The sequence below is a fragment of the Nitrincola salilacus genome, assembly GCF_046271865.1.
In the GTDB taxonomy this organism is placed as follows: domain Bacteria; phylum Pseudomonadota; class Gammaproteobacteria; order Pseudomonadales; family Balneatricaceae; genus Nitrincola; species Nitrincola salilacus.
In genome coordinates this window covers 1590897-1611709 of the sequence record NZ_CP176580.1, presented here as the reverse complement: position 1 = coordinate 1611709, position 20813 = coordinate 1590897, and the positions used below count along the sequence as shown (strand labels likewise).

The 20813-nt window shown below is 54.4% G+C and carries 20 protein-coding genes; 10 read left to right on the top strand and 10 right to left on the bottom strand.

Annotated elements, in window-relative coordinates:
* Positions 1-36: 36 nt before the first annotated feature.
* The 3 genes from phrB to ACK3CJ_RS07585 all read right to left on the bottom strand — a co-directional run bounded on the left by phrB (position 37) and on the right by ACK3CJ_RS07585 (position 2788).
* The gene (phrB, locus tag ACK3CJ_RS07595) at positions 37-1446 is read right to left on the bottom strand and encodes a deoxyribodipyrimidine photo-lyase (RefSeq protein WP_409525836.1); all 1410 of its coding nucleotides are present in this window, start codon (positions 1444-1446) and stop codon (positions 37-39) included.
* A gap of 86 nt (positions 1447-1532) precedes the next feature.
* On the bottom strand, positions 1533-2186 hold the full coding sequence (locus ACK3CJ_RS07590; protein WP_409525835.1) for a ChrR family anti-sigma-E factor: 654 nt from the start codon (positions 2184-2186) through the stop codon (positions 1533-1535).
* Positions 2183-2788, bottom strand: a complete 606-nt coding sequence (locus ACK3CJ_RS07585; protein WP_409525834.1) for a sigma-70 family RNA polymerase sigma factor — start codon at positions 2786-2788, stop codon at positions 2183-2185. The genes ACK3CJ_RS07590 and ACK3CJ_RS07585 overlap by 4 nt, the downstream gene beginning before the upstream one ends.
* Before the next feature lie 128 nt (positions 2789-2916).
* Between ACK3CJ_RS07585 and ACK3CJ_RS07580 the strand changes: the two genes are divergently transcribed.
* From ACK3CJ_RS07580 to ACK3CJ_RS07545, 8 genes are all read left to right on the top strand, one after another.
* Complete coding sequence (locus ACK3CJ_RS07580) at positions 2917-4308, top strand: NAD(P)/FAD-dependent oxidoreductase (RefSeq protein WP_409525833.1); 1392 nt, start codon at positions 2917-2919, stop codon at positions 4306-4308.
* A complete protein-coding gene (locus ACK3CJ_RS07575; protein ID WP_409525832.1) occupies positions 4305-5111 on the top strand; it encodes a DUF1365 domain-containing protein in 807 nt (268 codons plus the stop codon). The genes ACK3CJ_RS07580 and ACK3CJ_RS07575 overlap by 4 nt, the downstream gene beginning before the upstream one ends.
* Entirely contained in the window at positions 5098-6336 is a 1239-nt protein-coding gene (locus ACK3CJ_RS07570) for a class I SAM-dependent methyltransferase (RefSeq protein ID WP_409525831.1), read from the top strand. Before ACK3CJ_RS07575 ends, ACK3CJ_RS07570 begins: the two co-directional genes overlap by 14 nt.
* Before the next feature lie 8 nt (positions 6337-6344).
* Positions 6345-7751 carry an MFS transporter gene (locus tag ACK3CJ_RS07565; protein ID WP_409525830.1) on the top strand — a complete coding sequence of 469 codons (1407 nt, stop codon included), beginning with the start codon at positions 6345-6347 and terminating at the stop codon, positions 7749-7751.
* A complete protein-coding gene (locus ACK3CJ_RS07560; protein WP_409525829.1) occupies positions 7732-8235 on the top strand; it encodes a DUF3833 domain-containing protein in 504 nt (167 codons plus the stop codon). Before ACK3CJ_RS07565 ends, ACK3CJ_RS07560 begins: the two co-directional genes overlap by 20 nt.
* A 103-nt stretch (positions 8236-8338) precedes the next feature.
* A complete protein-coding gene (locus ACK3CJ_RS07555; protein WP_409525828.1) occupies positions 8339-8926 on the top strand; it encodes a TetR/AcrR family transcriptional regulator in 588 nt (195 codons plus the stop codon).
* 11 nt (positions 8927-8937) lie between these two features.
* The gene (locus ACK3CJ_RS07550; RefSeq protein ID WP_409525827.1) at positions 8938-10002 is read left to right on the top strand and encodes an efflux RND transporter periplasmic adaptor subunit; all 1065 of its coding nucleotides are present in this window, start codon (positions 8938-8940) and stop codon (positions 10000-10002) included.
* A gap of 14 nt (positions 10003-10016) precedes the next feature.
* Positions 10017-13070, top strand: coding sequence for an efflux RND transporter permease subunit (locus ACK3CJ_RS07545; RefSeq protein ID WP_409525826.1), 3054 nt, complete (start codon positions 10017-10019; stop codon positions 13068-13070).
* Between the two features lie 135 nt (positions 13071-13205).
* On the opposite strand, the gene ACK3CJ_RS07540 is transcribed toward ACK3CJ_RS07545, so the two are convergent.
* From ACK3CJ_RS07540 to ACK3CJ_RS07530, 3 genes are read right to left on the bottom strand one after another with little or no spacing between them, the layout of a single operon-like run.
* Positions 13206-13667 (bottom strand): nuclear transport factor 2 family protein, encoded by a 462-nt coding sequence (locus ACK3CJ_RS07540; RefSeq protein ID WP_409525825.1) that lies wholly within the window; start codon positions 13665-13667, stop codon positions 13206-13208.
* On the bottom strand, positions 13657-14439 hold the full coding sequence (locus ACK3CJ_RS07535; RefSeq protein ID WP_409525824.1) for an SDR family NAD(P)-dependent oxidoreductase: 783 nt from the start codon (positions 14437-14439) through the stop codon (positions 13657-13659). The genes ACK3CJ_RS07540 and ACK3CJ_RS07535 overlap by 11 nt, the downstream gene beginning before the upstream one ends.
* 2 nt (positions 14440-14441) lie before the next feature.
* On the bottom strand, positions 14442-15173 hold the full coding sequence (locus ACK3CJ_RS07530; RefSeq protein ID WP_409525823.1) for a DUF6134 family protein: 732 nt from the start codon (positions 15171-15173) through the stop codon (positions 14442-14444).
* Between the two features lie 225 nt (positions 15174-15398).
* On the opposite strand from ACK3CJ_RS07530, the gene ACK3CJ_RS07525 reads away from it, so the two are divergent.
* Complete coding sequence (locus ACK3CJ_RS07525) at positions 15399-15947, top strand: peptidylprolyl isomerase (RefSeq protein ID WP_409526561.1); 549 nt, start codon at positions 15399-15401, stop codon at positions 15945-15947.
* Positions 15948-16037: 90 nt separating this feature from the next.
* On the opposite strand, the gene corA is transcribed toward ACK3CJ_RS07525, so the two are convergent.
* Positions 16038-16991, bottom strand: a complete 954-nt coding sequence (gene corA / locus ACK3CJ_RS07520) for a magnesium/cobalt transporter CorA (protein WP_409525822.1) — start codon at positions 16989-16991, stop codon at positions 16038-16040.
* Between the two features lie 242 nt (positions 16992-17233).
* Between corA and ACK3CJ_RS07515 the strand changes: the two genes are divergently transcribed.
* Positions 17234-18250 carry an aldose epimerase family protein gene (locus ACK3CJ_RS07515; protein WP_409525821.1) on the top strand — a complete coding sequence of 339 codons (1017 nt, stop codon included), beginning with the start codon at positions 17234-17236 and terminating at the stop codon, positions 18248-18250.
* Positions 18251-18392: 142 nt separating this feature from the next.
* Here the strand turns inward: ACK3CJ_RS07515 and ACK3CJ_RS07510 are convergent, their stop codons facing one another.
* Genes ACK3CJ_RS07510 through ACK3CJ_RS07500 form a run of 3 tightly spaced genes read right to left on the bottom strand, consistent with a single transcriptional unit; the run spans position 18393 to position 20807 of the window.
* On the bottom strand, positions 18393-19268 hold the full coding sequence (locus ACK3CJ_RS07510) for an SMP-30/gluconolactonase/LRE family protein (protein WP_409525820.1): 876 nt from the start codon (positions 19266-19268) through the stop codon (positions 18393-18395).
* Positions 19265-19876, bottom strand: coding sequence for a 2-dehydro-3-deoxy-6-phosphogalactonate aldolase (locus tag ACK3CJ_RS07505; protein WP_409525819.1), 612 nt, complete (start codon positions 19874-19876; stop codon positions 19265-19267). Before ACK3CJ_RS07505 ends, ACK3CJ_RS07510 begins: the two co-directional genes overlap by 4 nt.
* A complete protein-coding gene (locus ACK3CJ_RS07500; RefSeq protein WP_409525818.1) occupies positions 19866-20807 on the bottom strand; it encodes a 2-dehydro-3-deoxygalactonokinase in 942 nt (313 codons plus the stop codon). The genes ACK3CJ_RS07505 and ACK3CJ_RS07500 overlap by 11 nt, the downstream gene beginning before the upstream one ends.
* Positions 20808-20813: the final 6 nt, after the last annotated feature.

Here is a 20813-nt window from a genome sequence, read left to right as displayed (position 1 = left end):
CACAAAAACTTACTCGCTACTCTAGCAGAGTCCTGGTCAATTGTGAGCAGCATAATCATCCAGAGCGGATTGTCGCGCTGAGCGATAGTCTACTATCGGTGCCGGTCGGCCCAGAGAGTGACCTGCTCCGGGCAAGTGGCACTTCGCCGCCGGCAATGAAGCCAGCTCAGGCAGCCAGTTTTTGATGAAGGCGGCATCCGGATCAAATCTCTCACTCTGGCGCTGAGGATTGAAGATTCTGAAATAGGGGGCGGCATCCGCACCGACCGATGCACACCACTGCCAGCCACCAAGATTGGAGGCGAAATCACCATCGATCAAATGCTGCATGAAGAAAGCAGCCCCTCGCCGCCAGTCCACACGCAACAATTTGGTCAGGAAAGAGGCCACCAGCATCCGCAGCCGATTATGCATCCAGCCGGTGTGCAGCAGCTGCTTCATTGCTGCATCCACCAGCGGATAACCGGTTTCGCCCCGGCACCAGGCAGCAAACGCCTCATCCTGATGTTGCCAACTGATGCGCGCCTCTACTTCTGGCCGAAAGGGTTCAAGCCGACTCTGGCCGGGAAACGCCACCAGCAGATGGCGGTAAAACTCACGCCAGACCAGCTCATTCAGCCAGGTACTGTCGAGCCAGCCGTCATTGGCGGAGCCTGCAATCAGCCCGTTCAGACACTGCCGCGGCGAGAGTGCGCCGATGGTCAGATAGGGTGATATCCGTGATGTGCCTTCAACTGACGGAAAGTCACGCTGTTCACGATAATCCAGAACCTGTTCCGCGATAAAACTCTGCAGTCGTGACGAAATAGCTGCCTCACCTGCAGGCCAGAGATCCCTTGAATACTCGGCAACCTCATAGCCAGGATCATAACCAGGGTCATAATCATCGGGTATCGAGTCTGAGTTCACGCTCGACACAGGCTGTCCGGACGGCAGCCCCAGCGGCTGAACATCACGCGTCATGAGCTGTTGACGCCAGCGCCTGCTGAAGGGCGTGAACACCTTGAAGGGAGTGCCCTGCCCGGTCAATACCTGGCCAGGTGGAATAATCAGCTCACCGTGATAACCACGGCAACTGACACCGGTGGATTCCAGCATACGACAGACTTCGCGATCGCGCTGGCGCTCATTGAGTGGATATTCATAATTGAAGTAGAGTTCAGTCGCCCTGAGCTCCGCGGCCAGATCGCACAGTGCAGGCGCAACATCGCCAAAGCGATCAAGCCGCAGAACTTTCAGGGGAATATTCAGTTCACCCAGCGCTCCAGCCACCTCACGCAAACGATCTCGCCAGAGCGACATCCGAAGGGGTGACTCATCATGTTCACGCCATTGCCCCGGGGTCAGCGTCACAACCGCCACCACACCCTGACGCGCCTCACAGGCATAAAAAAGCGCCGGGTTATCCACCAGGCGCAGGTCATTTCTCAACCAAAGGAGCATCATTTGCACATCACCACGAATTAACAAGCTTCTCTATATCAAAGCTCTGTGAAGAGCCCTGAAGATATCCGAAGAGAGCCTGCCAGCTGTCAGAGCCCGACAAAAGGCTGAATCAAACGGCCCATGATGCCGGTAAACTTCAGAGGGGCATCCGTCGCGATCAGACAGATACAATCCTCACCGGTATCGACTATCGGTTGATGCAATACATCGCTGTCCAGGTCGGCAACATCACCACGGCGAAAACGACCAATTTCATCGCTGTAGGAGCCACGCAATATCAGCGTCAACTCATTGCCGGTATGTGTATGGTGAGGAACGGATACGCCCGGCGCCAGTTTGAACAGGCGAGCCGCACCTTTACCACCGAAATTCAGATCCACCTGATACATGCCATAGCCTATCCATTTCCATGGAAGATCATCCAGCGGTTTGTCCAGATAGGTCGACAGTGGATAAGGCAGATCGCTCTGAGTCGGTTTAACCGCTTCTACCTTCTCAACTGCTGCCGGTGGCACGTCATCCAGGCTTGCCAGTAGGTTGTCCAGAGCTGAATCACTTACCGCAACCGGGTTGATATTATCCAGCAACGCTCCACCGACTGCCTCCGCCTGCTTGACACGCTTCATGCACTCAGGGCACCAGTGTAAATGGCATGCAACCACCAGTGCCATGCCTTGCGACAGGGTGCCAGCTGCATAGGCCATCAACGTGGCGTCGTCAAAATGATGGCTAATATTCACGCTTCTTCTCCCCAGTAGGTCTTGAGCTTACTGAAAGCCAGACGCAACCTTGATTTAACACTGCCAAGCGGAATGCCGAGCTGTTCGGCAATTTCAGAATGACTTTTTCCTTCGTAATATGACAGATGCAACACCTGAGCCTGATTTTCAGGAAGCTGTTGAATCGCAATCTGCATGCGCTCAGCCAGAATCGCATGTTCGGCATTATCGCGCTGATCCGGATCTGGCTCCTCCTCCGGCAACTCATACTCCACCGCTTTTTCGCGACGCATACGGTCGATACACTGATTACGTGCCAGAGTGAAGATCCAGGTGCTCGCGGCCGCCTTCTCAGAGTTGAACATATGTGCCTTGCGCCAGACCGCCAGCATCGCCTCCTGCGTCACCTCTTCGGCTGTCGCCAAAGGCATGCCCAGGCGTATGATGTACGCTTTCACCCTGGGGGCGAAATAACTGAAGAGCTGTGCAAACACGACTTTATCGCGCGTTTCGCCAAGAGACATCAGTTGTGCAGACCATTCATCGCGCATCTGCTTTCTGCTGTCCTCCGCTAGCTTGGTGACTGCGTTCACATCGCCTCCTATAGGCTCATCTTCTTGCATCACCCACTCCTACGCTGGAAAAAAAAGTTCGGATCACATGAAATTAGTCTGGTCTTATGATGATCTGGAAAGGGAGTCATCATCGTAGATTCAGAAACGTTATGCAAAGTTTGGCAAGAGGCCAGCCGATGAAAGTAAAAGCGATTCGCCCACTCAGAATAGCAGTAATAGGATCAGGTATTTCAGGACTATCCTGCGCCTGGCTGTTAAATCAACAGCATCAGGTGACACTGTTCGAAAAAGATGACCGGCTCGGTGGGCACTCCAATACCGTTGATGTGGATGTCGATGGCAAGCTGATACCGGTGGACACAGGCTTTATTGTGTTTAATCCGGTCAACTATCCCAATCTGGTGAAGTTTTTTGAGCAGCTCAATGTTGCAAGCAGCGAGACTGAGATGTCGTTTGCCGTCTCCATGGAAAAGGGACGGCTCGAATACAGCGGTACCAATATCAACGGCCTCTTTGCTCAGCGCAGCAATCTATTGAAGCCTCGTTTCTGGAAAATGATTGCCGACCTTTTGCGCTTTTATCGCGAATCCTCAGATATGCTGAACAATGAAGAGTTTCAAACGCTTACATTAAGAGAACTACTGGCGCAGGGTGGCTACGGCGAGGCTTTTGTGCGTGATCACCTGATACCGATGGGTGCTGCGATCTGGTCCACACCAGCAGACAAAATGCTCGATTATCCGGCACAGAGTTTTCTGCGTTTCTGCCAGAACCACGGGCTGGTTCAACTGGAAAACCGCCCCCAGTGGCGAACAGTGATTGGCGGCAGTCGTGAATATGTAACTCGCATTGCCGATGCACTTAAGGGTCGTATCCGTCTTAACAGTCATATACATCGGATTCATCGGCTGGATGGCAAAGTGATTCTTGAGGACCTGCATGGTGGCAGGGAAACCTTCGACCATGTTGTGCTGGCCTGCCATGCGGATCAGTCGCTGGAAATGCTGGCACAGCCGGATCCACTTGAATCAGATCTGCTGTCGAAGTTTCCCTATCAACGCAACCGCGCCATTCTGCATTGCGATACCGCTCTGATGCCAAGACGCAAATCCGCCTGGGCCAGTTGGAACTATCTGTCTGGAGGTTCTGATGCTGATAAAAGGGACAACGAAAACAGCAAGGAAAGTGACCTGTCGGTCACCTACTGGATGAATCGTCTGCAGCCGCTGAGCACCAGCAAGCCCTTGCTGGTCACCCTGAATCCTGTAGTGGAGCCAGAAGCCGGGAGCATCTATCGCAGTTTTCTGTACGACCACCCGGTTTTCACTCTCGAATCCATCTCTGCGCAGAAAAAACTCTGGGCGCTTCAGGGTCATCGCAACACCTGGTTCTGCGGTGCTTATTTCGGCTATGGCTTTCATGAAGACGGTCTTCAGGCAGGACTGGCAGTAGCTGAAGCACTTGGTGGTATTCAGCGCCCATGGCAGGTGGCAGAGCCCAATGGACGCATCCATGTACACCCACCGAAACGACCCTCTGTTCCACAGGCCGAGGAAGCAGTTGCATGAGCGCACAGATCAACTCCTGCTTTTACCGGGGCGAAGTGATGCATCACCGCATGCGTCCGCACAAGCACCGTTTCATCTATAAAGTTGCCTCCTGGTTGATCGATCTGGATGAGGTGGATACGCTCAACAGCTTGAAGCTGTTTTCTCACAATCGCTTCAATCTTTTCTCCTTCCATGATCGTGACCATGGTGATGGATCGGATACACCACTGAAAGAGCAGATCAGAAGCATCCTGCAAAGCCATGATATCAACACCGGTAAGGGGTCGATCATGCTGCTGTGCTATCCGCGCATTTTCGGCTATGTGTTCAACCCACTGAGTGTTTTTTACTGCTATGACGAGCAAAAAACATTGCAGGCGATCCTCTATGAGGTCAGTAACACCTTCGGGCAGCGGCACAGCTACCTGATCCCTACAGATGAGAATGCCACCTCCCGCATAGTGAGACAAAACTGTCGCAAATTGCTTTACGTATCACCCTTCATGCCAATGGAGACAGACTATTCGTTCCGCATGCAGCCACCTGGCAACAGAATTGCGGTTTGTATTCGCCAGTCAGGCGATGAGGGACCGGTACTGGATGCCACCTTCACCGGCATCCGTCATGAGATCAGCAACAGCGCCTTGGTAAGGAGCTTTTTACGCTACCCGTTAATGACACTCAAAGTGATTGCCGGCATCCACTGGGAAGCCCTCAGATTGTGGCGCAAAGGCATGAGGTTACAACCAAGACCCGATGCTCCCACCTATTCAGTTTCACTGGTATCCGGCAAAGGAGTGACAGTGCATGAAGCCATCTGAATATCGCAGCATGACTGCACGAGACCTGCTGCCCGAGCAGGGTTGGTTAAACCGCTGGTGCCTGGACGCGGTCCTGCGCCATCTGCCGGCATTGGAATATGGCACGCTGATGCTGACCCTGCCCGGTGAGCAGACATTACAGTTCGGCGCACCTCACGATGGAGAGCCACGAGCTGAGGTGAGGCTGCATAATCTCAAACCGATCCGCAAACTCCTGCGTGGAGGCCTGGTCGGTTGGGCCGAGAGCTACATGGATGGCGACTGGGATTCACCAGATCTGACGGCACTGGTCCGCTGGGCGCTCGGTAATGAAGCACGCATGACGACGCTGAATGATGGCAAGCTCTGGATTCGCACGCTGAATCGACTGATGCATCTGAGTCGTGCCAATACAAAGCGTGGCAGTCGTCGCAATATCGCCTACCACTACGATCTGGGAAATGAGTTTTATCAGTTGTGGCTGGATCCGAGCATGACCTACTCGGCAGCGCTTTTCGAATCATCCGAGATGCCATTGGCTGATGCTCAGGCCAACAAATACCGTCGTATCGCCGAGATGCTTCAGCTGAAACCCGGCCAGACAGTACTGGAAATTGGCTGTGGCTGGGGAGGTTTTGCCGAGCTGGCATCACGCGAATTTGGCGTTTCAGTAGAGGGCATTACCCTTTCACAGGAGCAACTGACGTATGCACAGGAGCGAGTTAAACGCGCCAGCCTCGACCATTTGTGTCATTTCAGCCTGACCGATTATCGCGATGTCAGCAAACAATACGACCATATCGTCTCCATTGAGATGTTTGAAGCGGTTGGAGAGGAGCACTGGGGTACCTATTTTGATCAGATCAAGCGCTGCCTGAAACCCGGTGGCAAAGCGGTGCTTCAGGTCATCAGCATCGACGATCAGCGCTTTGCCGACTATCGCCGCAACCCTGACTTCATCCAGCGATATATCTTCCCCGGCGGCATGCTGCCAAGCCCTGAACGACTGCGCAAAGCTGTGGCAGATGCCGATCTCAACCTCACGGCAGAACAACTGTTCGGCCAGGATTACGCACACACACTGGCCCTGTGGCGCCACAGTTTCATTGAGCAATGGCCACGTATCCGAAGCCAGGGCTTTGATGAGCGCTTTCGGAGGATGTGGCTTTATTATCTGGCATATTGCGAGGGAGGCTTCAGGCATGGCACGGTGGATGTCGGCTTTTATCAGATAGAAGCTGAGTGAGCCTGCCGGTGAAAAACCAGATCGCGACGTCGACACTGCTGGCTTACTCAGGGCCAGCACTGCCGCTGGCCATTCCCACCGTCGTGATCTATGTACTGCTCCCCGCCTACTATGTAGAACACTACGCCCTGCCATTGCTATGGACAGGCGTGCTGCTGATGCTGGCACGCCTGACTGATGTGATCACTGATCCGTTGATCGGGCACTGGCTGGATCGAGGTAACACCCGCACCTACCGGCTCAGTCTGATACTGGGCGGGCTGATCTGCATCCCATCACTGCTCCTGCTGATCAACCCACCGACAGAGCACGCAATGCTGACGCTCTTTTGCGGCTCGCTATTACTTTACCTCGGCTGGACGCTGATTCAAGTGCCCTACATCACCTGGCTCAGCCACCTCAGCACCGACAGCTACCAACGTGCGCGTGCAGCCACCGGCCGCGAAGGCCTGGCACTGATTGGTCTGCTGCTTTCCGCATCCCTGCCGGTCGTGGCTGTGTCCCTGGGGTTCGACACCCAGGCAACACTCTGGTTAATGGCCGCTGTGACCATCCTGCTGGGTGCACCTTTGATCGCTGGATTACTGCGCTTTGCGATGCCGCTGCAGACGCAGACGCACCAGCCAGGCCTTGGAAAAAAACATTCAAGTGGCAGACACTGGGCATTATTGCAAAACCGGCTGGCCTTGAGACTTGTCGCAGCCTGGTTCTGTAACGGTATCGCTAACGGTGTGCCAGCGGTTTTGTTTCCCTTCTACATCACGGCGGTGCTGGGTGGAACCGAAGCGGACAGGCCTGTCTATATCCTGATCTACTTTGCTGCCGCCTGCCTGTCATTGCCGTTGTGGCTCATATTGTCGAAAAAGATCGACAAGCGTGTGCTCTGGCAACTGGCGATGTCGGGTGCCGTGCTGGCATTTTTACCAGCCCCCTGGCTCGGTCCGGGTGATGAGGTTCTATTCATGCTGATCTGCATTCTGACCGGTGCAGCTCTGGGGGCTGATCTGGCACTGCCACATGCCATGCAGGCAGAGATCACCGACTGGGACAGATTCCGCTTCCGGCGCCAGCAGACCGGGCTGCTCTTTGCCCTGTGGAACGGCGCCACCAAACTGGCTCTGGCGTTGGCCGCTCTGCTGGCGCTGGGCTTATTGGAGCTCAGTGGCTACTCAGCCGAAAACGCAGCCCCACTCCTGGCTCTGGGTCTGATCTACGCACTGTTACCCTGCGTATTCAAAGCAGGTGCTATTGCACTCTTGTGGGGTTTTCCTTTAAAGACCCATCACCATACCGCTATCCAGCGCCGCTTGATGGAGCGGTCTGGCAGGAGTTCAACCCATGCTTCGTACACTGATATCCCTAATGACATTTCTGATACTGACAGGCTGCAGCAACATGAATCTCGAACAATTTGAAAATCGAGAGCCGGAACTGGTGCTGGAAGAATACTTCGATGGCAAGCTCTATGCCTGGGGTATTTTTGAGGATCGCTTCGGTAATCTGCGGCGAGAATTTCAGGTCGAGATAGACGGAAAATGGGATGGCACTCAATTGGTGTTGGATGAGCGCTTTCTCTACTCGGATGGAGAGCGCGATCAGCGCATCTGGACCATCACGCCCATCGGTGATGGTCATTATGAGGGGCGGGCAGACGACATTGTTGGCGTCGCAAAGGGAGTCGTGCGTGGCAATGCGTTGAACTGGCGCTATCGCATGGACCTGAAAGTGGGAGATGGCAGTTGGCGAGTCGGTTTCAATGACTGGATGTATCTGCAACCCGGCGAGGTCATGATCAATCGAGCCACTGTCAGTAAATGGGGCTTTGAACTCGGTCAAGTCACCCTGTTTTTTGCCCGCTCTGAGGATCTTGCAAAACCACCCTTCTCACTCTTCGATTGAGCGTCAATATGATTCAAGGAAAGACACGGCAAATGGATCTTGCCTGATCGATTTTTTTACTATACCATCTGGTCGGTAAACTAACCGTCTGGATGGTACAGTCATGTCAAAACGCAAGAGCTCCCCCGATTCACGTAACGCTATTCTTGATGCTGCACAGCAAGTTGTAGCCCGCGAGGGTGCAGCCAACCTGACTCTCGATGCCGTTGCCAAGGAGAGCGGTTTCAGCAAAGGCGGACTGCTCTATAACTTCCCCAGCAAAGAGGCCCTGATACAGGGGATGCTGCAACGCCTGATCGACAGTGTTGAACCCAAAATGCAGGCTTTTCGTGATGAGGTTGCCAGCGAGCTGAATCCAACGCTGCAGGCCATGATTGAGTGTGTCCGCTGCGAAGAGATCATTGACCGCAATATCTCCATGGCGATTCTGGCTGCCGGCGCACAGAACCCTCAATTGCTTGATCCACTGCGCAACCTTTACAAAGAGCATTATCAGAGTATCCAGCAGGAGTCACCAGACCCGGATCTGGCCATGTTGCTCTGGGCTGCAGCCGACGGTCTGATGTTCATGTCACTGCTGAACATAGAGCCCTTTCCTGCCGATAAAGCCGACCACCTGATGGATCGTCTGCTTCAATTGGCGAAGGATGAGCAGATCAACACCCCCTGCAACGAACAACCGGTATCCTGAGAAAAACCAACATGAAAATCATCCCAACTCGTCATCTGATCATCGCGCTGGCAGGCCTGGCTCTGGTTGCCTGCAGCGCAGAAAATAATGAACCGGTTGCCGCCATCCAACCCAAGCCGGTCCGAATTGAGACCGTGGGGGCTGATACTCAACTCAACAGCCGCCGCTTTGTCGGCAGAGTGGATGCTGTCAGCACGGTAGACCTCTCGTTTCAAGTGGGTGGCCAAATCTCGGAACTGGATGTACAGCAAGGCACCTTGATCAAAAAAGGTGAATTGATTGCCGCTCTGGACCAATCCGATTTTGCACTTGCTGTTCGTGAATCTGAAGTACAGAAAGAGCACGCCCAGAAAAATCTGGAGCGAATAAAAACACTGGTTGACAGAAACATGGTCTCGGACTCGGCATTTGATCAGGCCAATACCGATCATCAGCTACAATCTGTAGCGCTGGACAACGCTCGTCGTAACCTCTCCTACACCCGTATCAATGCACCCTTTGATGCATTGATCACACGTCGTCTGATAGATCGTTTCAGTAATGTGCAGGCCAATACTCCGGTCGTGCGCGTACAGGATGTCACCGAGCTGCGTGTACGGATCAATGTGCCGGAAGGTCTGATCGCTCTGATCGGCGGACGCAACGGATTCAAGGTTGAAGCCCACTCCCCCGACTACCCTGAGCAGGTGTTCCCGCTGGAATACCGCGAGCATGCCACCGAAGTGGATCGCGCCACACAGACATATGAAGTGGTATTCGGCATGGAAAGACCGGAAGAGATAGAGATATTACCGGGTATGACACTGACAGTCTCGATTACCCGCAATGGCAGTGAGCCACTGCGGCTGGTCAGCGTACCACTCTCCGCTGTCGACACTGACAGCAACGGCAATTTCAGGGTGTGGCGCTATGATACTGAGCGAAACATCGTGACCCCTCAAGCAGTCACACTGGGAACACTTTCAGGCACTCATGTGCCGGTTCTCACTGGTCTTGAGCCAGGTGATACCATCGTGACAGCTGGTACTAATCTGCTGTCAGATGGCATGTCCGTGCGCCCATTCGACCACTTCTGACAGGATAGATGAACATGGATATTGCACGTACATCTATCGAAAAGCCGGTCAATACCTGGTTGATCGTAATGATCTGTCTGCTGGGGGGGATATGGGCGCTGTTGACCATCGGTCGTCTGGAAGATCCAGCGTTCACACTCAAACAGGCGCTGGTTGTCACTCCCTATCCTGGCGCAACTGCGCAGGAGGTTGAAGAAGAGGTCACTGAACTGCTGGAATCTACTCTGCAGCAGCTACCACAACTAAAGCGGGTCAAATCCAAATCTTCGCCTGGACTGTCTGAAATCGAGATCGAGATAAAAGACACCTATGATGGCCCCCAGATGCCGCAGGTCTGGGATGAAGTGCGCCGCAAGGTGGGTGATGCTCAACCCTACCTGCCACCCGGCGCAGGAAACTCGATGGTGAATGATGACTTCGGCGATGTATTCGGTCTTTTCTATGCGGTCACAGCTGAAGGCTTCACCGAACGAGAGATTCATGATCTGTCGACTTTTCTTCGTCGTGAATTATTAACGGTCAAGGATGTTGCCAAGGTGGAAACCCGTGGCGAACAAACCGAGAGCATCTATATCGATGTCACCAATGAGCGCATGACCAGTCTCGGTATCGATCCGAATCTTCTGGCCCAGACACTGCAATCGGAAAATGCTGTCGCCGATGCTGGTGCGATCACTGTGGATGATCGTCGAGTTCGCCTGATATCACGTCCCGGCTTCGACTCAGTCGCCAGTATTGAAGCCGTCAGAGTTGGCACCCCCGGCTCAACCGAACAGCTGAGTCTGTTGGATATTGCTGATATCTATCGCAGTACAACCGAGATCCCTTCACATCTGGTTCGCTTCAATGGCAAGCCCGCTTTTACACTGGCCATATCAGCCGTTGCCGGCACCAACATTGTCGAAGTAGGTCAGCGCGTCAGTCAGCAGCTGGATCTGTTGAAAGAGCAGATTCCACTGGGAATTGAGATTAATCCCATCTATGAGCAGCATGTAGTGGTGGATGAATCGATCAACAGTTTTGTGTTTAACCTGGCGCTGGCGGTCGTGATCGTTATCGGCGTACTCTGCCTGTTCATGGGTTGGCGTGTCGGTTTCGTCGTCGGCGCTACGCTGTTGCTGACCGTGCTGGGGACCGTCTTTTTCATGCGCCTGTTCAGCATCGAGATGGAGCGTATTTCGCTCGGCGCGCTGATCATCGCCATGGGGATGCTGGTGGATAATGCCATCGTTATCGCCGAAGGGATGCTGATCAACATGCAGCGTGGTATCAGCGCCAAGACCGCTGCAAGTGATGCGGCCAAACGGACTCAGATCCCGCTGCTCGGAGCAACCGTGATCGGTATCATGGCGTTCTCAGGTATTGGACTGTCACCGGACTCCACAGGTGAATTTCTCTTCTCGCTGTTTGCCGTGATTGGTATCTCGCTGTTACTCAGTTGGGTGCTGGCGATTACTGTGACTCCTCTGTTCGGGTACTACATGCTGAAAGTATCCGATAAAAACATGAAGGATGACCCTTACGATGGCACCGCCTATCGACTGTATCAGCGCTTTCTGAACCGAGCACTGCGCGCAAGAGGCTTCACAGTTATCGTCCTCCTGCTACTGACCAGCAGTTGCTTCTACGCCTTCGGTTTCGTAAAGCAGGCATTCTTTCCAGACTCCAACACGCCCATTTTTTACGTCAATTATCAGTTACCACAGGGCACCGACATTCGTGCCACGGCAAGAGATATGGCCGAAATTGATGAGATAATACGTCAGCAACCAGGTGTCGTCGCCGTAACAACGCTGGTAGGCCAGGGCGCGAGCCGTTTCATGTTGACCTATAATCCAGAGCAACCGAATACTGCTTACGGTCAGTTCATCATCGAGGTGGAGGACCGTCTTCAGATAGACCCTCTGGCCGAGGCACTGCGCCGGGAGTTACCCCCCACCTATCCAGATGCAGATATCCGTACCCAGAAACTGGTTTTCGGACCGGGTAGTGGTGCCAAGATAGAAGCACGCTTTTCAGGACCAGATGCCGCTGTATTAAGACAGCTGGGTGATGAAGCGATCAGCATCATGCAGGCAAATGGCAATCTGCAGGATATACGGCAGAACTGGAACAAGCAGGAGCTGGTCATTGTTCCCTTGTTCAATGAGGAGCGCGCTCGCATTGCGGGTCTTGGCCGTACCCATGTCGCCGAAACTCTGCAGTTCGCGACCGTCGGTATACGTGCCGGTACCTATCGTGAAGGTGATGAACAGATACCGATCATCGCCCGCCCACCGGCCGATGAACGACTGGATGCCGACCGTCTGGAAGAGCGGCTGATCTGGAGTCCGGGGTTATCAGCCTATATCCCAATCACTCAGGTGGTCGAGCGCTTCATCACTGAAAGTGAGGAGACCCTGATCCATCGTCGTGACAGGGTACGCACGCTGACAGTTCAGGCCGAGCCGAAGGATGATCTGACGGCAGATGCGGCACTTAGGGCCATTCGCGCTTCGATTGAGGCAATCGATCTGCCGCAGGGGTATCGTATGCAGTGGGGCGGTGAGTTCGAAAGCTCCAGCGAAGCACAGGCCTCTCTTGGTGCTCAGCTACCACTGGGCTTCCTGATAATGCTGCTGATCTCCATCCTGCTGTTCGGAAAGCTGCGCCAGCCGCTGATCATTTGGCTGGTAGTGCCCATGTCGGTGTGCGGTGTGGTGATTGGTTTGCTCGGCAGTGGCATGCCCTTTGGCTTCATGGCCCTGCTTGGCTTCCTCAGTCTGTCAGGGATGCTGATGAAGAACGCGATTGTTCTGGTGGATGAGATAGACAGCCAGATCAGTGGCGGCAAGGATAAAGTCGAATCGATCATTGATGCCAGTGTCAGTCGTCTGCGTCCGGTCTTTCTCGCCGCCGTGACCACTATACTCGGTATGCTGCCATTGCTGACGGATGCATTTTTCTCCAGTATGGCGGTAACGATCATGGGGGGGCTGGCATTTGCGACGCTGCTGACATTGATCGCTGTGCCGGTATTCTATGCTTTGCTCTTTGGCATCAAGCCGGCTCGCAAAATAGCGGCCTGATTATTGTCAACACAACGTCCGGGTGCTATCGCTGCCCCGGACGTTTTTTATTCTACTTTTCATACTCAACTGTCATTTTTCAACTATCTATATTCAACTACCTATTTTCAAATACCTATTCTCAACTATCTATTTTCAACTACCCATTTTTGCTCGGACCCGCCTTAACAGTGCCCCCAGCACTGGCAGTCTCAGGTAGATCGGGGCGCTGTCCCAATAGTCGATATGTTCAGACACTTTCCCCTGCTCATCAAAAGCCAGTCGACTGACACCCTCCACTCGCAGATCACCCACCACCGGTAATCCGGCATGAAATATCCAGCGCAGGTAAGCTCTATCCTCGACAACACTGATTTCCGTCACTTCAAAGCCGGGATCACGCGTCTGGCGGAACATATCTTCCAGCACACGCCTCATCTGATCAAAGCCATGATGATCATTAAAAGGGTCCTGAAAATGGATACCGGGCGTGACCAGAGGTTCAAACTCGGCGATACGTTCAGGAGTCAATGACGAAAACAACGCCGCATAGCGTGCACAGGTCTGTTGATTGCGTTGAAGCTGCTCAGTTGTCAGCTCTTTTGACTTATTTGGCATCAGCACCCGTTACCTTGCGGATAAGTGGTAGATAGATAAAGTAAGGCAGTAATCTCATTATCTTGAGCTGCAACACAAAGGTCCAGGGAAAGGCGATCTCGAACCGCTTGCGCTGGAGCCCTTTCAGGATCGCGCTGGCGGCATCATCAGCCTCGATCAGAAAGGGCATCGGGAAAGAGTTTTTATCCGTCAAGGGTGTGCGTACAAAGCCGGGATTGATCAGTGACAGATGCACCCCTGTCCCTCTGAGTTCTGTTGCCAGCGCTTCACAGGCGTTGATCAGCGCAGCCTTGCTGCCGCCATAGGCAGCCGCTGTCGGCAAGCCACGATACCCGGCAACCGATGCCACCACACCCAGCACTCCGCTATCTCGCGCCAGCATGCGCGGCAACAGAGCGTCCAACGCATTCATGACGCCAAAGTAGTTGACCTCCATCAGCTCACGACAGGTCGTGGCACTGAAGCGATCTACAGGCATCGATTGATGGTTGCCAGCACATAGAAGTGCCAGATCCAGCTTGCCATACTCGGCTTCAATCAGTTCCACTGCCTGCCCGACCGCAACCTGATCGGTCATATCCAGCACAAGTGGGATGACACTGCCCGAATGATGCTGCGCCACCGACTCATCTGCAACGGCCTTCAACGCGTTTTCAGTTCTACCTGAAATGATTACTCTGGCGCCTGACTCAGACAGAGACAAGGCTGTCGAGCGACCAATACCTGTGCCACCGCCCGTAATCCAGACGAGTTTCCATTGGAGCTCTTTCATCTCTACTGCTCCATACCGCTGCTGATCAGACGGATACGAGACTTGTCGGTTGCCGAGAACTCCATCCCCATCCAGCGCCCATCGGCATCATACCAGGTGTCTGTATCGATCAGCTCGCCGCCCAATCGATAGCGCATTGCATCCACAACTTCATCACCAAACGGCACCTGATCATTACCCAGCATCTCCACCTGGATCTCGCTTATCTGTCCGGTCAGCGTATTCAGTACCTGGGTCTGATCCAGAATGGCGCGATTCCAGTGGTTGGTCGTGATCAACCCTGATTCCAGACTGCGGCTACCTTCATCCGACTCAACCAGAAGCTGATCCCCCTCACGACGGGCACTGATCATTTGCGACGTGCCATTATCATCGACACTCACCTCCAGCCGGATCAGTTGGTCGTCCTGCCACCACTCCGTTGCCTGATACAGATAGCGATAGGAAAACAGAGCGAGATACCGTATCTGCAATGCCATCTCGACATCAACACGCAGCAAGCCATCCTCCTGAGTGAACGTCAGTGAGTGGGAACCGATGGAGGTATCACGTCGGTAAACATCAAATTGAGCCTTGTCTCCATAGAGTTCGAATGCGCGCTCAGCCAACTGGCTGGCCTGACTCTGCAGGGCAAGAGAACACAGCAGCACACCCAATAACAGAGCCTTGATAGGCTGATTACTCATACTGCTCTTTATGCCGATATTCACGTCACTCTCTATACCAATATCCATACCAATATCCACATCAATCGAATTTCATTGCTAGTACTACGAAGCGGAACGACATGCAGTTCATAGTCTCTTCTGCCGTATTTAATTCATTGTGAGCGTCTTCGTCGGTTTATCCTGCAACTTTCCTTAGCTATAGTAGTCCTTAACAAAGACTGATAACCCCATCTGAACTGAGCAAGGAAACCTCCAAAGATGTTACTGACCCGTACTCTTCGCCTGCTGTGCATGCTGGCACTCATGCTGTCATTGAATAGCCTGGCACTGGCCGACGACTCGAATCGTGTTGTGCTGAAAACCAATCTGGGTGAAATTGAACTGCAACTGGATGCAGAAAATGCTCCGATCACCGTAGAAAACTTTCTGGCATATGTTGATGCTGGCTTTTACAACGGCCTGATCTTTCACCGCGTGATTGAGAACTTCATGATTCAGGGCGGCGGTTTTGATGCAGAGATGACACAAAAGGCAACCCAGGAGCCAATCAAGAACGAGTCAGACAATGGCCTGAGCAACCGTCGCGGCACCATCGCCATGGCACGTACCCGCGCGCCTGACAGTGCTACAGCTCAGTTCTTTATCAACACAGTTAACAATTTCAATCTGGATGGTGCGACCGGTCGCCCTGGATATGCGGTATTCGGTGAGGTAGTACGCGGTATGGATGTCGTCGACAGGATCCGCGCAGTTCCGACCACCACACACAGCCGCATGGCAGATGTGCCTGTTGAGCCTGTGGTGATTGAATCTGCTACACGAGTTGCGGCTGCTGAATAAGGCTCAGATCACCAGAAAGGCCACCAGAGAACCGTACAAACCTGCGGCACCGCTCAGCGATATCACTATGCGGTGCCCATTCGATACCTGCTATAGCCAACCCTTGTATCGAAAGAAGGTATAGGGGGCCACCCCGGCCAGAAGCATCATCCCCAGCGCAAAGGGATAGCCCGCCGTCCATTGCAGTTCGGGCATTACTTCAAAGTTCATGCCATAGATGCTGGCGACCATGGTAGGTGGCAGGAAAACGACAGCAGCAATGGAGAATATCTTGATAATCTTCGCCTGTTGGATATTGATAAAGCCCTGCGACGTATTCATCAGAAAATCGATCTTTTCAAAGATAAACGCTGCATGCGCCATCAGGGTATCCAGATCTCGCAATATCTCACGACAGTTTTCCTTGGAATCTGGATGCTGATGGATATTCCGAATCAGAAATGAAACCGAGCGCTGCGTATCCATCAGACACAAGCGAATGCGTCCGTTACTGTCTTCAAGCTTGGCCAGTTTATCCATGGACGCAGACTGTGCCTCATCTCTGTTCTCAAGAATGTGGCTGCTGATCCCATCCAGATCGCGCAATAGATCCTCCAGCTGATCGGCCAGGTTATCTACCTTGAGTTGGAAGATGGACGTCAGTATCTGCAGCGGCGAATCGGCATCAACCCAACCACGACGCGACCGCAGCCTGAGCAACCGAAAGTCGGCCAGGCCCACATCCCGAATGCTCAGCAACACATCAGGTTTCAGCGTAAAAGCAACAGTGGCAGTCCTGTGCCGCCCTTCAGATTGGTACAGAAACAGGGAGTGAACATGAAGGTCCTGCCCCTCGATGAAATATCGGGCGCTCGCCTCTATCTCTTCAACATCACCCACTTTGGGCAGGCTTTCCGGATACAGTTGCTCAACAACCGCAATCTCATCCTCAGATGCTTCCTGCAGATCTATCCAGCTTGAACTCCTGAGTCCATCTGCCAATTGATCTGGATCCAGAGGATGCTCCCTCATCAACCCCCGCTCAAGTATATAGCTTCGAATCATGTGGCTTCTCGTAAAGTATGATCATCAATACAGATACTATAACCACTGAATGTAACAAAATTGTTCAAATAACAGAAACATATCCGTTACAGATCACTGCAGGGAAGCCATCGCGCGTAACCTTACTGCCTCCGATATTGTATGATAGGCGTTGTTGATGATTCATTGCTGGTATGAACTATCAAAAGCCTACTCCCCGCATCCGAATTTTTGCTGAAAACAACAGATAAAAGGAATCTCCAATGACCTCTCCCTCTCCGTTCGGTCGCCAGGAACCCCGGATCCTGGATCTGAAAAGCGATCGGTTCCGGGCTGAGTTCTGCAGCTATGGTGCCCGTCTGCTGGCTCTGTACCTGCATAACCCGGACGGCAGCGAAACTAACATCGCGCTGGGTTTTCCCAGACTCGAAGACTACCCTGCAAAGGACAGTTATATCGGCGCCATCTGCGGACGCTATGCCAACCGCATCTGTCAGGCTCGTTTCGAGCTGGATGGGCGGCCGATAGCGCTGAGTGCAAACGAGGGCACCAACCACCTGCATGGCGGTGTAGAGGGTTTCGACCGCCGCCACTGGGAAAGCGCCGTGCTCGATTCCCGTTCGATCACGTTTTCCCTGACCTCAGCGGATGGCGATCAGGGCTACCCCGGTACGCTGAAGACACAGGTGACCTACCGTATTGTCGATGAGGACCGGCTACAGTGCCTGATCATCGCCACCTGCGACCGACCGACGGTCGTCAATCTGACCAATCATGCTTACTGGAACCTGAGCGGCGATTTCAGCCAGAGCGCGGCTGGCCATCTGCTGCAGATTGATGCGGACGAGTACCTGCCGGTGAATGATCAGTTGATCCCATTGCCGGGACGCAGCCCGGTCGATGGCACGGCTTATGATTTCAGGCAGGAGGTGTCGATCAGTGAACACCTGGCCGACAGCGGCGGCTTCGATCACAACTTTTGCCTCACAGGCGAGCGCGGACAGTTGAGACCAGTGGCGCGCTTGACTGATCCTGAAAGCGGGCGCAGTCTTCGCCTATCCACCACAGAAGCGGGTTTGCAGTTCTACCTCGCCCGTCATTTCAGCCCAGAACTGAGCAGTCGAGAAGCCCACCCACTGCACCCGGCCGCCGCAATCGCACTGGAGCCGCAGAGCTATCCCGACAGCCCCAACCGGCCAGATTTCCCCTCCTCCTGGCTGTTACCCGGCGACGTTTACGAACATCTGATCGAGTGGCAGTTCAGTTCTGGACATGATTAGGGGTGATTGGGGGGGATTAGGGTCGATTGGGCATCTCGCTCCAGAGTATCCAGAACACGATACTTGAAGACCAGTGTCATCAATCCAGACGTTTTTTCAACACTCTGCTACAGACGGTTTTAAGTAATCTGTTACAAGAAAGTCAGAGCAACACCTTGGGTTCCGGCTGCCCTCGTGCATCTGTGTCGACAACGAAGGTACACCCCGCTTCCGGCTGTTCGTGCAAGACTTCATCCGACAGTCCCTCCCGCGCCGACGTAGCAAACAGAGTACCGAAATCGGCGCCGCCAAAGGCTGGACAGCTGATCTGCGATGCGGGAAAGGTAACAGCACTCAGGAATCGGCCAGCAGTATCGTAACAGGCGATACGCGAGGCGCCCCACTGCGCATTCCAGAGCCGCCCCTCGCTGTCGACCACGGCACCATCGGGGTTCACTCCCTCCTGCCTGCAATCGATAAACAACTCGGGATCACCTCTTGGCCAGCCGCTTTCCGGTTCCAGAGCCAGGCGCCAGATCGTCCCTTTCGCCGTGTCGGCAAAGTACGCATAGCCGCCATCCGGTGAAAAGCAGATAGCGTTGGGAATGGTCAGCGGCGCCAGTAGCCGGCGTACCTCGCCTCGATAGTAGCGGTAGATCGCCCCGGCATCGGTCTCGGCCGCCTTCCCCATGGTACCGATCCAGAAACCACCCCAGAGATCGGCACGACCGTCATTGGAACGGGTAAACGGATTGTCGGCCTCGAGCGGACAGACCCGTTCGCGACCGCCGTTGTCGAGATCAAAGAGGTAAAGTCCGCTCTCGCTCGCGATCAACAGAGTGTTGAGATCGACCCAGCCTGCCGCGGAAACATGCTCGTCGAAACACAAGACCTGCGCCTGCGCCTCGTCAGTTCGGGTCAACAGCCTGTTACCGAGAATATCGAACCAGAACAACTGCTGCCGCTGAGGATGCCAGAGCAGCCCTTCGCCCAGGGTACAGGCCCGGCTGTCGTAAGTGTTGACGGCTGAATATTTCATCGTCCTTTCCGCTCCAGATCGAAGGTTTCCACCATCCGCCGGGCATCCGCGGCCACCACCGCCACTGGCTTGCCTGGCCGGTAGAGCGCCGTGCCGATGCCGAAACCGCTGGCCCCGGCCTCCAGCCACTGGACAAAGTTGCTGTCGTCCACGCCACCGACCATCAGCACCTGTGCGTCGGCGGGCAGGACGGTGCGGATCGCTTTCAGTCCATCCAGCCCCATCATGCAGGACGGGAACACTTTCAGCGCCCGGGCTCCGGCCTTCAGGGCTGCGAAACACTCGCTCGGCGTCAGTACACCTGGGTAAGCATCCAGTCCCAGAGGTTTGCACGCCCGAATCACCTCCAGATCGACATTCGGCGCCACGATGAACCTGCCGCCTGCATCGGCAACCGCGCCGACATCATCGACACTCAGCACGGTACCGGCGCCGATCTCGGCATCGTCTCCAAACGCACGCGCCATAAGGCCGATGCTCCGCAGAGGATCGGGGGAGTTCAGCGGTACTTCTATCCGTGTGATACCCGCATCGATCAGCGCGGCAGTCACCGCTTCGGCCTCCTCGGGGTGGATCCCCCTGAGAATTGCGATCAGATTACGACTCATTGGCAGCTGTCTCCGGTTGATCGGCGGATACCAGGGCGAACACCTCCCGCAGTCCGTCGAGGGTGATACGTTGCGAATTCAGCGCCTGAACCTCGATATCCTGCGCGTGCAACGCTTCAAGGTAGAGCGCAGGCAGTCCGATGTTACCTACCAGGGTCAGGTTCCGGCCCTGCCACAGCGATCGAGCAGCCGCAAGTTCCGAGCCGATCAGCAAGCCGGACAGGCGAGCACGTGCCGTTGCCGGTGCCAGTCCGTTCAGTAAGCCTTGCGCACGCAGGCCGAACAACGCGGCCGGCATCTGTTCCGCATGAGAGAATGCCTCCCGTGAAGCGTCGACAAAGGCATGGTTATCCCAGGCTTCGCCCATTTTATCATCGCCCGACAGGCCATGGCGCAACACCGAATACTCCGATAGCAACGCATACAGCTCGCCAGTCATAAAGGTCTGAAACCCCGTCACCTGCCCGTCCTGCATCTGTACCCATTTGCAATGCGTCCCGGGCAGACAGACCACCCCCTGATAGCCGGGCTGTCCAGCCAGAACCCCGGCCAGTTGGGTCTCCTCTCCACGCATGACATCGACCGGTGACGCCTGACTGAGCCCCGGCACAATGAAGACCCGCATTCTCGAGTCAGTCATCGGCGCTTCAATCGGGCGCTGGGCCGGGAGCGGTCGGCAGGGTACCGGACGGTAGGGGGCTTCGATCCAGCCCTGGCGCGCCCCGACCATGCCACAGGCGACAACCGTCGTCGTCCTGGACATAAGCCAGGGTTCCACCAGTTCCAGCAGCGTCGGTTCAAACTGTTCCGGCTGCAACTGTGTCATCCCCTTGGCGGACTCGGCCCGCTGCAACACTGTCCCTTCGCGAGAACAAGCCCAGGCACGAAGATGCGTGCTACCCCAATCCACCGCGATCCAATCGATGTTCAATGTGTC

Bases quoted from the DNA above. Each gene is read 5' to 3' on its own strand.
- ACK3CJ_RS07575 (WP_409525832.1), top strand. From the start codon at position 4,305: ATGAGCGCACAGATCAACTCCTGCTTTTACCGGGGCGAAGTGATGCAT.
- ACK3CJ_RS07560 (WP_409525829.1), top strand. From the start codon at position 7,732: ATGAATCTCGAACAATTTGAAAATCGAGAGCCGGAACTGGTGCTGGAA.
- ACK3CJ_RS07555 (WP_409525828.1), top strand. From the start codon at position 8,339: ATGTCAAAACGCAAGAGCTCCCCCGATTCACGTAACGCTATTCTTGAT.
- ACK3CJ_RS07585 (WP_409525834.1), bottom strand. From the start codon at position 2,788: ATGCAAGAAGATGAGCCTATAGGAGGCGATGTGAACGCAGTCACCAAG.
- ACK3CJ_RS07540 (WP_409525825.1), bottom strand. From the start codon at position 13,667: ATGCCAAATAAGTCAAAAGAGCTGACAACTGAGCAGCTTCAACGCAAT.
- ACK3CJ_RS07570 (WP_409525831.1), top strand. From the start codon at position 5,098: ATGAAGCCATCTGAATATCGCAGCATGACTGCACGAGACCTGCTGCCC.
- ACK3CJ_RS07510 (WP_409525820.1), bottom strand. From the start codon at position 19,268: ATGAAATATTCAGCCGTCAACACTTACGACAGCCGGGCCTGTACCCTG.
- ACK3CJ_RS07525 (WP_409526561.1), top strand. From the start codon at position 15,399: ATGCTGGCACTCATGCTGTCATTGAATAGCCTGGCACTGGCCGACGAC.
- ACK3CJ_RS07580 (WP_409525833.1), top strand. From the start codon at position 2,917: ATGAAAGTAAAAGCGATTCGCCCACTCAGAATAGCAGTAATAGGATCA.
- phrB (WP_409525836.1), bottom strand. From the start codon at position 1,446: ATGATGCTCCTTTGGTTGAGAAATGACCTGCGCCTGGTGGATAACCCG.
- ACK3CJ_RS07530 (WP_409525823.1), bottom strand. From the start codon at position 15,173: ATGGATATTGGTATAGAGAGTGACGTGAATATCGGCATAAAGAGCAGT.
- ACK3CJ_RS07515 (WP_409525821.1), top strand. From the start codon at position 17,234: ATGACCTCTCCCTCTCCGTTCGGTCGCCAGGAACCCCGGATCCTGGAT.
- corA (WP_409525822.1), bottom strand. From the start codon at position 16,991: ATGATTCGAAGCTATATACTTGAGCGGGGGTTGATGAGGGAGCATCCT.
- ACK3CJ_RS07545 (WP_409525826.1), top strand. From the start codon at position 10,017: ATGGATATTGCACGTACATCTATCGAAAAGCCGGTCAATACCTGGTTG.
- ACK3CJ_RS07550 (WP_409525827.1), top strand. From the start codon at position 8,938: ATGAAAATCATCCCAACTCGTCATCTGATCATCGCGCTGGCAGGCCTG.
- ACK3CJ_RS07505 (WP_409525819.1), bottom strand. From the start codon at position 19,876: ATGAGTCGTAATCTGATCGCAATTCTCAGGGGGATCCACCCCGAGGAG.
- ACK3CJ_RS07535 (WP_409525824.1), bottom strand. From the start codon at position 14,439: ATGAAAGAGCTCCAATGGAAACTCGTCTGGATTACGGGCGGTGGCACA.